Origin of the sequence: Photorhabdus sp. HUG-39, from assembly GCF_963878365.1 — a bacterium.
In the GTDB taxonomy this organism is placed as follows: domain Bacteria; phylum Pseudomonadota; class Gammaproteobacteria; order Enterobacterales; family Enterobacteriaceae; genus Photorhabdus; species Photorhabdus kayaii.
Map to the genome: position 1 here is coordinate 88,680 of NZ_CAWNWY010000012.1, position 12,191 is coordinate 100,870.

The 12,191-nt window shown below is 39.0% G+C and carries 14 protein-coding genes and 3 tRNA genes; 10 read left to right on the plus strand and 7 right to left on the minus strand.

The features are described 5' to 3' along the window. Positions 1–93: 93 nt before the first annotated feature. On the minus strand, positions 94–1,170 hold the full coding sequence (locus AAC155_RS10240; RefSeq protein WP_113042048.1) for a hypothetical protein: 1,077 nt from the start codon (positions 1,168–1,170) through the stop codon (positions 94–96). Between the two features lie 717 nt (positions 1,171–1,887). Between AAC155_RS10240 and AAC155_RS10245 the strand changes: the two genes are divergently transcribed. From AAC155_RS10245 to AAC155_RS10275, 7 genes are all read left to right on the plus strand, one after another. Continuing rightward, a tRNA-Asn gene (locus tag AAC155_RS10245) sits at positions 1,888–1,963 on the plus strand. 137 nt (positions 1,964–2,100) lie between these two features. Then, a complete protein-coding gene (locus tag AAC155_RS10250; RefSeq protein ID WP_262405135.1) occupies positions 2,101–2,229 on the plus strand; it encodes a hypothetical protein in 129 nt (42 codons plus the stop codon). A 23-nt stretch (positions 2,230–2,252) separates the two neighbouring features. After that, positions 2,253–2,328 (plus strand) — tRNA-Asn (locus AAC155_RS10255). Positions 2,329–2,586: 258 nt separating this feature from the next. After that, positions 2,587–2,662, plus strand: a tRNA-Asn gene (locus AAC155_RS10260). A 216-nt stretch (positions 2,663–2,878) separates the two neighbouring features. Next, entirely contained in the window at positions 2,879–3,931 is a 1,053-nt protein-coding gene (gene pyrC, locus AAC155_RS10265) for a dihydroorotase (RefSeq protein WP_113042050.1), read from the plus strand. Positions 3,932–4,131: 200 nt separating this feature from the next. Continuing rightward, positions 4,132–4,386: a biofilm formation regulator BssS gene (gene bssS, locus AAC155_RS10270; protein ID WP_011146095.1), complete on the plus strand. Its 255-nt coding sequence runs from the start codon at positions 4,132–4,134 to the stop codon at positions 4,384–4,386. 203 nt (positions 4,387–4,589) lie between these two features. Beyond that, positions 4,590–5,192 (plus strand): response regulator transcription factor, encoded by a 603-nt coding sequence (locus AAC155_RS10275; protein ID WP_113042051.1) that lies wholly within the window; start codon positions 4,590–4,592, stop codon positions 5,190–5,192. A gap of 50 nt (positions 5,193–5,242) precedes the next feature. On the opposite strand, the gene trhO is transcribed toward AAC155_RS10275, so the two are convergent. Then, positions 5,243–6,301 (minus strand): oxygen-dependent tRNA uridine(34) hydroxylase TrhO, encoded by a 1,059-nt coding sequence (trhO, locus tag AAC155_RS10280; protein WP_113042052.1) that lies wholly within the window; start codon positions 6,299–6,301, stop codon positions 5,243–5,245. 36 nt (positions 6,302–6,337) lie between these two features. Here trhO and AAC155_RS10285 point away from each other — a divergent pair, with 36 nt between their 5' ends. Continuing rightward, the gene (locus AAC155_RS10285) at positions 6,338–6,496 is read left to right on the plus strand and encodes a hypothetical protein (RefSeq protein ID WP_158536539.1); all 159 of its coding nucleotides are present in this window, start codon (positions 6,338–6,340) and stop codon (positions 6,494–6,496) included. A gap of 48 nt (positions 6,497–6,544) precedes the next feature. Here the strand turns inward: AAC155_RS10285 and AAC155_RS10290 are convergent, their stop codons facing one another. Continuing rightward, complete coding sequence (locus AAC155_RS10290) at positions 6,545–6,781, minus strand: DinI family protein (protein WP_011146092.1); 237 nt, start codon at positions 6,779–6,781, stop codon at positions 6,545–6,547. A gap of 262 nt (positions 6,782–7,043) precedes the next feature. Between AAC155_RS10290 and AAC155_RS10295 the strand changes: the two genes are divergently transcribed. Then, positions 7,044–7,985 (plus strand): Kdo(2)-lipid IV(A) acyltransferase, encoded by a 942-nt coding sequence (locus AAC155_RS10295; RefSeq protein ID WP_113042053.1) that lies wholly within the window; start codon positions 7,044–7,046, stop codon positions 7,983–7,985. A gap of 608 nt (positions 7,986–8,593) precedes the next feature. Then, on the plus strand, positions 8,594–10,132 hold the full coding sequence (locus AAC155_RS10300) for a peptide MFS transporter (protein WP_113042054.1): 1,539 nt from the start codon (positions 8,594–8,596) through the stop codon (positions 10,130–10,132). Positions 10,133–10,285: 153 nt separating this feature from the next. Here AAC155_RS10300 and AAC155_RS10305 read toward each other — a convergent pair whose 3' ends face one another. The 4 genes from AAC155_RS10305 to AAC155_RS10320 form a co-directional block, all read right to left on the minus strand. Then, on the minus strand, positions 10,286–10,498 hold the full coding sequence (locus AAC155_RS10305; protein ID WP_228902184.1) for a helix-turn-helix domain-containing protein: 213 nt from the start codon (positions 10,496–10,498) through the stop codon (positions 10,286–10,288). Between the two features lie 23 nt (positions 10,499–10,521). Then, complete coding sequence (locus tag AAC155_RS10310) at positions 10,522–10,671, minus strand: hypothetical protein (RefSeq protein ID WP_229015651.1); 150 nt, start codon at positions 10,669–10,671, stop codon at positions 10,522–10,524. Further along, entirely contained in the window at positions 10,658–11,014 is a 357-nt protein-coding gene (locus AAC155_RS10315; RefSeq protein ID WP_229015649.1) for a hypothetical protein, read from the minus strand. The genes AAC155_RS10310 and AAC155_RS10315 overlap by 14 nt, the downstream gene beginning before the upstream one ends. A gap of 212 nt (positions 11,015–11,226) precedes the next feature. Then, a complete protein-coding gene (locus AAC155_RS10320) occupies positions 11,227–12,060 on the minus strand; it encodes a MurR/RpiR family transcriptional regulator (RefSeq protein WP_112877881.1) in 834 nt (277 codons plus the stop codon). Between the last annotated feature and the right edge of the window lie 131 nt (positions 12,061–12,191).

Consider the following 12,191-nt stretch of genomic DNA (forward strand, 5'->3'; position numbering starts at 1 on the left):
TATACAAAAATATGGCTAGCATGCAAAAAAGCCCAATAAGAATTGGGCTTTTTTTCTATGCAAGCAACAACACATTCGCCGACACCAAAATAATCAATCCAGAACTACCTTATAAATCTTCTCTTTAGATTTATGCAATATATTCACTTCACCAACAAATGATATTTCGTAGTGAATTCTTACCTGACCATTACCTATATAATTAAAGAAATCAACTCCACCCGGTTGACCATCTGCATTTTCTTCAGGCTTAATTACAGCTAACCGAAAAATATTATCTTCACTACCTTGTAAAGAATCTATCTTTAATACTAATTCCCCTGTATCTCGATTGTCAGCAGAATACCCTCTTATATGTACTGTACCTTTTTTCAACTCCTTATCTTTAAGTTTTACATCGTTGACCAAAATATTGATGTCATAATCAATAATACTCTCACCAATTGGTCGGCCCCTATTTTCATCATACTCTTCAATATAAGGCACTTCTAAATCACGACGGACCTGGACTGTTGCAGAATCTTTATCAAGCTCTACAAGTACACGTTGAATAGCAGAAAATCTAGCAGTACCGCTTTCGCTAATAGTATAATAAAGACTATCATGTTTACCTTCAGTAAGGAGATCATTTTTCACCGGCAAACTACGAATATCACCGCTATTTTGTACACCAGGAACAACTTCAACATTATCATTATCAAAAACAAATTTCAGTTCATATTTATCTAAAATATTAGAATCAGTAAAAAGTACTCTAACTCCTGCTTTTATATCATCACCGCTAATAACATTATCATAATGTGCCGGATATACAGGTGCTGCCAATCCTACTGACTTTAGTTTAAATCGACTTAGAGCGGCTTTCGCTACCACACCACCACTCGCATCCGTTACTTCAGCATCAAAACCAATTGTTGCATTAACTCTCTGATCTGTCTTGATTTTTACTAATATTTCAGATGCTCTACTAATGGGATCAAATATGCTATTGTTATTTACGATTTCATATTCGCCCTCATTCAAGCCATTCACCACGATTTTACTTTTGTAATTTTCTAATGATACAGAACCATCATCATCCTGTAGAACTACAAACAATCGTAATGGAACGTTAAACCAGTCTTTATGTGAAACCCAATTAGTTACATCAGTATTAATTAAAAACTTCATGACTTTTCCTCATCTATTTTATAAAAATCACCAGAAAATTAACCACTCTTTTCGGGGGAAATATTATCTGCTTATTTTATATTTAAAATTATTTCCACCTCCTTACCAATTATTTAATTTAAAATATTTTCTGAAATGGTTTTTATTCATTTCATTGCATTGCATTTTATATGCATATACAAATATATTATTAGATCGAGAATATCTTAGTATACTAGCAGAAAATGAGATTTCATTATTAATGGCAAACTCTTTATCATTCGCTTTGGCGTGGATTAATATCATGTTTGCCAAACCAGATATCAAATAACAAATTACTTTTTCAGTTAATAATTATAGACGAGTAAATCCGCTAATAAATATCAAAATATAATAAGTGATCTGTTAAAACAGATAAAATAGGAAAATTACCATAAAATATAAAAATGTCATAAGTAACACAAAGAAAAAATTATCTAATATATATTTAATTATATTTTTAATGCTCATGATTAATTATTTTCTAAATAAAAATATAGATGGTATTTTCACCATCTAATTATCATGGGTAAATATCAGTTAACTCTCGCGTTTCTTGAGCTGAAAAATTTAATTGATAAAAAATGGTAAAAAACATCATTATTGAACATCAGTTAACCAATCAAACTCAATTTTTACTTTTCCCCTTTGACAAGCCCAAAATACCAAGATATTATCCGCCTCGTTGTCAAGGACAATTCCTCCATAGTTCAGTCGGTAGAACGGCGGACTGTTAATCCGTATGTCACTGGTTCGAGTCCAGTTGGAGGAGCCAAATTCATAAGAAGCCCGCCAAATGCGGGCTTTTTGCATTCCTAATTCCACCAGTCACTTACAACGTAATATACCCTATGGATTTCAAGATGCATCGCGACGGCAAGGGAACGAATCCCCGGGAGCATAGATAACGATGTGACCGGGGTGAGAGAGTGCAGCAAACAAGCCTTATTCTGCATAAAAATAGATCAACAAGTTCGGTTTGACAGCAAACAGACCATTTTTGTTATTTTCTGCTTTGACAAAGCAAAAGCATATCGTTAATATTCACCCCGTTGTGAAGGAATTCCTCCATAGTTCAGTCGGTAGAACGGCGGACTGTTAATCCGTATGTCACTGGTTCAAGTCCAGTTGGAGGAGCCAAATTATGAAAATCCCGCTTAATGCGGGATTTTTGCTATTCTGACGTCTTTACTTAATTCTCCCAACTATTTACTCATAACATAAGCACGGTAGTTCTATTCAACTTACGTTAATGGAATAAAATTCCATCAAATCTCAAGTAATTAGCATAAAAATATAACAACACGTGCATTTTGCCAGCAAACAAACTTTTTTTATTGTTTTCTACTTTGACAAAGCCGAAACATATCACTAATATACGCCCCGTTGTGAAGGAGTTCCTCCATAGTTCAGTCGGTAGAACGGCGGACTGTTAATCCGTATGTCACTGGTTCAAGTCCAGTTGGAGGAGCCAACTTCATCTCTTTTTTACCCTCATGTTTCATTTTTCCTTTGTTGTAAGAAAATCCACCTCTGACTACCCTAATCTAGTTGATTTGGCTGAGTTTTTTTCTAAAAATTATATTCATTAATAGCTATTCAACCATTTTAGCTTTATCATCCATTCCCGGCCTGGATATGCTGAACTCAGCATCTTCGTTCCTATCATATATACTGGAGCCGGTTTCTCATGACCACTGAATCATACACAATAAAAATCCGCCGCCCTGATGACTGGCACATCCATTTTCGTGATGGTGAAATGCTAAAAACTGTCGTTCCCTACACCAGTCATTACTTTGGCCGAGCTATCGTCATGCCTAATCTGCTTACGCCGATTACAGAAGTGGTCAGAGCCAAGGCCTATAGAGACAGAATATTGGTAGCCATTCCCGAAGGGCATAACTTCCAGCCCCTGATGACCTGTTATCTTACTGACACTACTGAAAGCTCTCAGATAGAAATGGGTTATAAAGAAGGCATTTTTACCGCCTGTAAGCTCTACCCTGCCAATGCCACAACCAATTCAAGTCACGGCGTCTCTGATATAAAGAATATTTATCCACTATTAGCCGTGATGGAAAAACTGGGGATGCCTCTGCTCGTCCACGGTGAGGTTACTGCTTCTCATATTGATATTTTTGATCGAGAAGCCTGTTTTATTGAACAAGTTATGGAACCACTACGTAATCAGTTCCCTGCACTGAAAGTTGTGTTTGAGCACATAACTACTAAAGAAGCTGCACAATATGTGCTGGAAAGCGATGACAATCTGGCAGCGACATTAACTCCACAGCATCTCATGTTCAACCGCAACCATATGCTGGTTGGTGGGATTCGGCCACACCTATATTGTCTGCCTGTACTGAAACGCAATGTGCATCAAGAGGCTTTACGGGCAGCTGTCGCCAGTGGCTGTGATCGCTTCTTTCTAGGCACAGACTCAGCGCCACATGCACAACACAAGAAAGAATCCTCCTGTGGTTGTGCCGGCGTCTTTAACGCACCATCAGCGTTGCCTGCTTATGCAACAGTGTTTGAGGAGATGAATGCATTACCGCATTTTGAAGCGTTCTGTTCACTTAATGGCCCTAAATTTTACGGGCTACCTGTCAATGAAGACTTTATCGAACTGACTCGCAAACCTTCTACCGTAATTGAACACATTGATTGCAATAATGAAAAACTTATTCCATTTTTGGCTGGCGAAGATGCCCGCTGGGATGTGAAAGTAGTAGACTGATATAACATGGGGATGGTCATCATCCCCATTAATTTGCATAGTTATCAACACACCAACAAATTGACTTACAATTCCTAACAAAAAACCTTCTTACTTTCATTAAAAAGCATATACTAACTAATGACTCATTCAAGAATGAGGTAGTTTGCTCTTAGTCAATGATATTAATAAATAATGCAGTGATCTGATTAGGAGGTTTTATGGGCAGTAAAGATGAGGTTATTCAAACGCATCCTGTAGTAGGTTGGGATGTCAGTACCGTTGATACATATGATGCAGTGATGCTACGCCTTCACTATTTGTCCTCCCAAGATCAAACACCAGAACATGTCATGGTAGATCGAACCCTATGGTTGACAACTGACATTGCAAAGCAATTGATATACATCCTCCAAGCAGGAATTGAAAAGATCGAATCTTCAGAATACAGCGATCTAAACCATACAAAGCATTAATAATCTTAAGCCCGGACACCCGTATAAATGGGTGTCCGGTTAGGAGACACATCGATTCATCTCAAAGATTTTGTCTGAAATACCATATCACTATATAATAATTTCGGATTAAGCTAACTTAATCATCAAATTTGCCGAGTTGACTACTGATAGATAGGGCGTTTATTGTGAGTTTGGCCAAACAGGAACAGGGATGTGCAATAATGAAAATCTTGATTGTTGAAGAGTGCTATTATACCCGTTCAGGTATCAGAGAGTTTTTAAAGAAAAATGATAATGCCGAAGATCTTGAAATTGTTGACTCACCGTCAATTAATGAGGCTATAAATATTGTAACTCATTTTGCTCCTGATATCGTTTTAGCTAATTTGACACATTATTGTCATCATGCCAGTTACTGTTCCGATTTACAGAAATTTATAACTCTTATAGATAACACTCGTATTTATATATACCTTAATAGCGCCTATCCTTATTGTGACAATTATATTACATTGAAAGATAATGCTGTTATTCTGGCAAAGAGAAATCTTACCTATCTGCTTAATAAACTTAGCAAAACTACATTGAAAGAAATTCAGAGACACAGAGCAACATTCGACCAATGTTGTTCTATTTTCAGCCCTCAAGAGCATAAAGTTATCGATTACTGGATGAAAGAAATCCCTAATTACCAGATATCCCAAAAGTTAAAAATCAGTAATAGCACAGTCTATTCTCATAAAAGACACATTACTGAAAAAATCAATGTGCGTAATAGAATTGAACTCTGCTTTATTTACAATGTATTTAAATATCTCTATTAACTAAATCAAATAAACTGGCACATTGATTTCTGTGCCAGCGATTAATCTCGTTATTCAACAGACTGTAGTGAAGTACTGTTCAACCCATCCTGTAGACGATGCCGGGATTTATTAAATATTTTTGCTCCATTTTCACGACCGGTACGGCGAGCACGCTGCTCGGTTTCCGGTAACCTGACTTCTTCTCTGCACATTTCACTACAACAGCCTTCAAATTTAGTTGCACACTCTGGACACTGAATAAATAGCAAGTGGCAACCTTCGTTTTTACAATTAGTATGACTGTCGCAAGACACACCACATTGATGGCAATGAGCAATCACATCGTCTGAAATACGCTCTCCCATCCGCTCATCAAAGACAAAGTTTTTACCAATAAAACGTACCGGTAATCCCTGTTCTCTCGCTTTACGGGCATATTCGATAATACCGCCCTCTACGTGATAGACGTTTTTAAAGCCATTGTGCAGCATATAAGCACTGGCTTTTTCACAGCGAATACCACCGGTGCAGTACATTACAATATTTTTATCCTTATTATCCTGCAACATTTCCGCAGCCATTGGCAGCTGTTCACGGAATGTATCAGAAGGAATTTCGATTGCATTTTCAAAATGCCCGACTTCATATTCATAGTGATTGCGCATATCAACAAATAGCGTATCAGGATCATCCAGCATCTGGTTGACCTGCTCAGCTTTAAGGTACTCGCCGGTTTTTGATGGATCAAAAGTTTCATCTTCAATCCCATCAGCCACTACGCGGTCACGTACTTTCATACGCAAAACCCAGAAAGATTTCCCATCATCATCAAGCGCAATATTCAGCCTCAAATTATCCAATGCAGGATCAACGCTGTACAGCAAAGCTTTAAATGCTTCTAAATTATGAGTTGGTAAACTTATCTGAGCATTGATGCCCTCTTTAGCAATATAAACCCGGCCAAATACTGAAAGATCAGTAAATTGTTGATACAAGCTGTTGCGAAAAGCCAGAGGATCTAAGATGTTAAAATATTTGTAAAAAGAGATGGTCGTACGAGGTTGGGTCTCCGCCAACATACGTGCTTTCAGCTCTTTATTAGAAATGCGGTTGTGTAACACTGGCATGGTGTACTTTCCTGAATTTCAAGTCATAAAATAGGGATGTATACCCTATGGATTTCAAGATGCATCGCGACGGCAAGGGAGCGAATCCCCGGGAGCATAGCGAACTATGTGACCGGGGTAAGCGCGTGCAGCCAACAAAGAGGCAACTTGAAAGATAACGGGTATATAAGTGATAGCCTCCGCTATCAAGCGTAATATGATAACGAAAATGATTTTCAACGAGTAGTCATTTGTAACTCTCTATCAAGGCTGGAACCAATCATCAGCGCTTTCCCATGTTTCTTGTAGAATCTCTTCAACGGCTTTCCTGTCATCAGGAGTGCCACCACGAACAGATAGCCCATCATGACTTGCCAACTTCACATTGGTTTTAATATCAGGCCAGCGACGTTTAAGACGGTTATCCAGTTCTACAGCAAGCGCAGGGACAGCACCTTTTGGCAGTTTTTTAGATTTATCGATAGTGACTTCTACATGCATAATTTTTCCCTCCACAAACAATACTGTTCATATAAACAGTAATATTATCTACATGAATTGTAAATAGCGCTGTAAAACTATTTTAATTTTTATTTATCAGTAAATTATGAGCTATCATTCTTTACCAATGACAAAAGCTAAGTGCACTAAAATCGAGATCATAAACATTTCATACTTGAAAACTTCGATATCCCGTCAAAAAATGTCACAATAAGGAAATTGTTTTGTCCATCTTATTGGAACTATAAAAACCTGAGAATCCATGATACAAGCACCTTCTTTTCAACGTTCACTACTTCATCCCCGTTATTGGCCTACGTGGTTTGGTATCGGTCTGCTTTACTTACTGGTTCTGCTCCCCTACCCCATTATTTACCGGATAGGCACTCGTCTGGGCAGATTTTCTATGCGCTTTCTGAAAAAACGTGCCAAAGTTGCCGAAAGAAATCTTGAGCTATGTTTTCCTGATATGCCACAAGAGGAGCGCAACGCGCTATTAATAAAAAACTTTGAATCCGTCGGAATGGGAATATTTGAAACGGGTATGGCTTGGTTTTGGCCTGACTGGCGGATAGAACGCTGGTTTAAAGTTACTGGGCGAGAAAACATTCAGAAAATTCAAACTACCGGGCAAGGAATTATTGTTATTGGTATCCATTTCCTGACGCTGGAACTCGGTGCCCGCATTCTCGGTTTGCTCAATCCTGGAATTGGAGTCTACCGACCAAATGATAATCCAGCTATGGATTGGCTACAAACATGGGGACGACTGCGCTCCAACAAATATATGCTGGATAGAAAAGATGTCAAAGGCATGATCCGCTGTCTGAAAAATGGCGAAGTTGTCTGGTACGCCCCCGATCATGATTACGGCCCACGAAAAAGCGTATTTGCACCACTATTTGCTGTAGAACACGCTGCAACCACCACAGGCACATCGATACTTGTGCGCCTCGCTGATCCGGCAATGATCCCATTTACTCCCCGTCGTCTGCCTGATGGAAAAGGTTATGAACTGATTATTCAACCGGCAGTGGCAGGATTTCCAAAAGATGATGAAGTGAAAGCGGCTGCTTTCATGAATAGAGTTGTCGAACAGGAAATTTTACAGGCACCTGATCAATATATGTGGTTGCATCGTCGCTTTAAAACCCGGCCTAAGGGTATGCCTTCTCTGTACGGACAAGCTGATAAAGTCCATTAAATTTATTCATGGCTGTTTCTTCATCCAGGAAACAGCCATAATTGCTTTCGCATACAACCCAATAACTGACTATCTCATTTCAATGCTGAGATTATACTTTTTAATTTAATTTAATTTCTTTCCAATTTTTATATAAAAAACAAAGACTAATCTAGAATTTAAAAATAAACACCAAGTTGACAATCAAATCACGTTATTTTTCTTACCTTTCACTATCACCGTTAATATCTAGCCTTTGAAAAGATGTCTTATATATTATTATAGTTATTACTTAATTTATTATTTTAAAATATTTTCCCCATAAAAAGACATCGAATATAAATAGAAGTAAGTCAATAGGTCTTATCCTAATTTTAACCAATCAATGATGAGAAATGAGATTTATGTCGGATTTTGCTCTGAAAAATGAAATATAAAGTAAGAGATATCTTACTTGTTAATAAAATTGGCCGAAAAATATGTTAAAAACATATTAACAAAACAGGACATCATTTAATAAAAACGTGGCTTTTTTGTTTGCTCTAAACCTAAATTTGAAAGAGCTTGTTAAAAGCTTTATTTGTCAAACACACTGCACTCTTAGAGTGTAGTCTTATAGGAAAACTTAGATGCAATCTTCCATTAACAATACGAAAACCAGAACTTTCTTTGGGCATCCTTATCCATTAAGTTCTTTGTTCTTCACAGAAATGTGGGAACGTTTCTCTTACTACGGCATTCGTCCACTGCTGATCTTATTCATGGCTGCAACCATCTATGATGGTGGTATGGGTATTCCTCGTGAACAGGCCGCTGCCATTGTCGGCATCTTTGCAGGCAGTGTTTATCTGACCGCACTACCCGGTGGTTGGCTGGCGGATAATTGGTTAGGTCAACGTCAATCAGTCTGGTATGGTTCAATCATTATTGCACTAGGGCACTTGTCTATCGCTCTTTCCGCTTTCTTGAGTCATCACCTGTTTTTTATCGGTTTACTACTGATCGTATTAGGAACAGGACTATTTAAAACCTGTATCACCGTGATGGTCGGCACACTATATAAAAAAGATGATCCACGCCGTGATGGCGGTTTTTCCCTATTCTACATGGGGATTAATCTCGGCTCCTTTATCTCTCCATTAATTACCGGCTTATTAATTCAAGACTATGGCTGGCATTGGGGTTTTGGTATTGGTGGGCTAGGAATGCTAGTTGCTCTACTGATATTCCGCTTCTACGCGGTTCCCCTGATGCGCCGTTATGACAAAGAGGGTGGATTGGATTCAAACTGGGATCGCCCTACAGTCAAACGTAAAAATGTCGGCAAATGGGTTTTTACCGCTATTCTCGCTATGATGGCGATCATTGCCCTACTTGCCCTCGGTATCATTCCATTTAATCCAGTGGCCGTAGCCAGCACGATGGTCTATGTCATCTCATCCTGTGTAACACTTTACTTTATCTATCTGTTCCTGTTTGCTGGTTTGAGTAGTAGTGACCGTTCCCGCCTGTTAGTTTGTTTTATTCTGTTGGTATCTGCTGCTTTCTTTTGGTCTGCATTCGAGCAAAAACCAACCTCATTTAACCTGTTTGCCAATGATTATACTAATCGCTTAGTGATGGGATTTGAGATCCCAACAGTATGGTTCCAATCAATCAACGCACTATTTATTGTCCTACTGGCCCCCGTATTCAGTTGGCTCTGGCCTGCGTTGGCCAAAAGTAATATTAACCCAAGCAGTATCAGTAAATTCATTATTGGTATTCTGTTCGGTGCCGGTGGTTTTGGTCTAATGATCCTAGCGGCCCAGAATGTATTAGCAACAGGTGAAGCTGTTTCTCCACTCTGGCTGGTCGCAAGTATTCTGTTTCTGACACTCGGTGAGCTGTGCCTTAGCCCCATTGGGCTCGCAACGATGACGCTACTGGCCCCATCCCGAATGCGTGGTCAGGTCATGGGCTTGTGGTTTTGTGCAAGTGCTTTGGGTAATCTAGCTGCCGGCTTAATTGGTGGACATGTGCGCGCTGACCAACTGGACAACCTACCTGATCTATTCTCCCGTGTATCTTTTGCTCTGGTTATTTGTGCAGCCGTATTAATGGTATTAATTGTCCCTATTCGACGCCTGCTGAATAGTGCTGATAAATCAGAAGCGAAAGCTCAATAATATTTATACCCGTTATCTTTCAAGTTGCCTCTTTGTTGGCTGCACTCACTCACCCCGGTTACATAGTTCTCTATGCTCCCGGGGATTCGCTCCTTTGCCGTCGCGATGCATCTTGAAATCCATTGGGTATATCACTCACGTAAAGCCATCTCATCATAAGATGGCTTTACGTATTTCAACGCGTAAATTTCGTGTTCTTAGAAACACATACATTGCTGGAGTACAACCATAATGTTGACTAAATGCAAAGGTAAAAGCTGACTGGGAGGCATAACCAGACAGAAAAGCAATGTCAGCCAAAGTCCTATCACTGTAAGCCAACAAATTGTAGGCAAATTCCATCCGACACGTTTTCAAATAAGCCATTGGTCATCCCTGTTGCATTAAAATTATTCAGGTGTGTAATGCACAGTTATCTGGGCGCTTGAGCTTTTAACGCCCAACACGCCAAGATCAATTTGTAATTTATAGGCAGGCTTGCTAGCTTTAGGATTCAATTCACTGTCGAGTTGCTTTAAGTCACGGTTATTCCCGATCAAAAAAGTTACTTCTGGTCATACCGTTATTCTCTTTAATACGCGCAGTACGCTCAAGATCCTGACGGATTTTCTCATTGACACGATCATTAAACTCTCGGCTCTTCCGATTAAGTTCATCTTCTTTCATCTGTCTTGCCAGTTCCCGCTTCTCCACCGCATTATTATCCGTAATGAGTTTATCCACATCCCAATGCTTAGGTTGAAGATTTTCCCGTTTCTTCAAATATTCCGCAGATGGCTTATTATCAGCAGGAATATCACTTTTGTAGTCAAAATTTGAGGCAAATGCCTGGAAAGAAATTGCAGATAGAATGACAAAAATATAACGCGATCCTTTACTCATCATATTGATCCCTTTTCAAAACCATAACTCAGAATAATTATTAAATAATTATCACCAATAAGAATCAACAACATTTATGTCTAACAAACCAGTTATCAATATCAGGTTTACACTCTATTTAAATTATGTGCTTTCTACTGACCTGATAAAGCATTAACCCGCCGTAATTTGCGGGTCAATAGTCATTAGAGGTTCATCGGGAATATACACAATTAAATCAAGTTTCCTTGCCGATAAGCCAGAGAAACCGCCAAAGATTGCACTAAACACAAAGTAGCAGACTGAGAACGGAATGCTTCCACCTGTGCTTCTTTAACCACAAAACAAACATCACTAAAACTGGCAAGCGGGCTAATCTGGCTATCTGTAATCACAATCTGTTTTGCCCCGGCTTTTGCCGCCCGTTCACTGACCATCAGTGTCTCTTCTGCATAAGGGGTAAAACTGATTGAAACAACAACATCTTCTTCCCCAATTAAATTAATCTGTTCCCTGAACATTCCCCCCAAACCATCCACGAGTAGAGGGCGACATTCCAGGTGATTCAATGTATAAGAAAGATAAGCCGCCACACTAAAAGAACGACGCAGCCCAATAATGTAAATATTCTTAGCTTGAGCCAATAAGTCTACCGCATTCCTTAAATCTTCGGGGGCTGTTCTGGCAGCTAACTGTTGCATAGCCTGCACATTTGAACGAGCAAATTCCTGCAAAATATGCTGAGGGTCTTCTGGCAGTTCCTGTTCGCCATCCAGTTCTCTAAATAATCTGGCCCGGTCTGCATAACTGGCGGTTTCTTCCACCATATGCATACGAAATAGCTGTTTCATTTCATTAAAACCACTGAAATCAAACGCATTAGCAAAACGAATTAATGTTGATGGAGGAACATCAGCTTCTCTGGCAATCACAGCAACAGTATCAAAAGCGACACTATTGGTATTATCCAGCACATATCGAGCTACTTGTTGCAGGCGTTTACTCAATTCACTATAGCGTGAACGGACTTGTTCTTGAAATTCATTCAGATTCGATGCGACAGACATAAATCCCCCATAAAATTTATCGCCCGCAATTGTAATCGTTTTACCGTATAAGCTGAATCATATTTCATTTTTATAGTTAAAAATGAAATACATAATCCATTCATTGTAATAATTTATTATTACCACTATAT

What these genes read in the sequence shown, in the direction of transcription:
- AAC155_RS10240 (WP_113042048.1), bottom strand. Translation starts at nt 1,170, where the DNA reads ATGAAGTTTTTAATTAATACTGATGTAACTAATTGGGTTTCACATAAA.
- pyrC (WP_113042050.1), top strand. Translation starts at nt 2,879, where the DNA reads ATGACCACTGAATCATACACAATAAAAATCCGCCGCCCTGATGACTGG.
- bssS (WP_011146095.1), top strand. Translation starts at nt 4,132, where the DNA reads ATGGGCAGTAAAGATGAGGTTATTCAAACGCATCCTGTAGTAGGTTGG.
- AAC155_RS10275 (WP_113042051.1), top strand. Translation starts at nt 4,590, where the DNA reads ATGAAAATCTTGATTGTTGAAGAGTGCTATTATACCCGTTCAGGTATC.
- trhO (WP_113042052.1), bottom strand. Translation starts at nt 6,301, where the DNA reads ATGCCAGTGTTACACAACCGCATTTCTAATAAAGAGCTGAAAGCACGT.
- AAC155_RS10285 (WP_158536539.1), top strand. Translation starts at nt 6,338, where the DNA reads ATGTATACCCTATGGATTTCAAGATGCATCGCGACGGCAAGGGAGCGA.
- AAC155_RS10290 (WP_011146092.1), bottom strand. Translation starts at nt 6,781, where the DNA reads ATGCATGTAGAAGTCACTATCGATAAATCTAAAAAACTGCCAAAAGGT.
- AAC155_RS10295 (WP_113042053.1), top strand. Translation starts at nt 7,044, where the DNA reads ATGATACAAGCACCTTCTTTTCAACGTTCACTACTTCATCCCCGTTAT.
- AAC155_RS10300 (WP_113042054.1), top strand. Translation starts at nt 8,594, where the DNA reads ATGCAATCTTCCATTAACAATACGAAAACCAGAACTTTCTTTGGGCAT.
- AAC155_RS10305 (WP_228902184.1), bottom strand. Translation starts at nt 10,498, where the DNA reads ATGGCTTATTTGAAAACGTGTCGGATGGAATTTGCCTACAATTTGTTG.
- AAC155_RS10315 (WP_229015649.1), bottom strand. Translation starts at nt 11,014, where the DNA reads ATGAGTAAAGGATCGCGTTATATTTTTGTCATTCTATCTGCAATTTCT.
- AAC155_RS10320 (WP_112877881.1), bottom strand. Translation starts at nt 12,060, where the DNA reads ATGTCTGTCGCATCGAATCTGAATGAATTTCAAGAACAAGTCCGTTCA.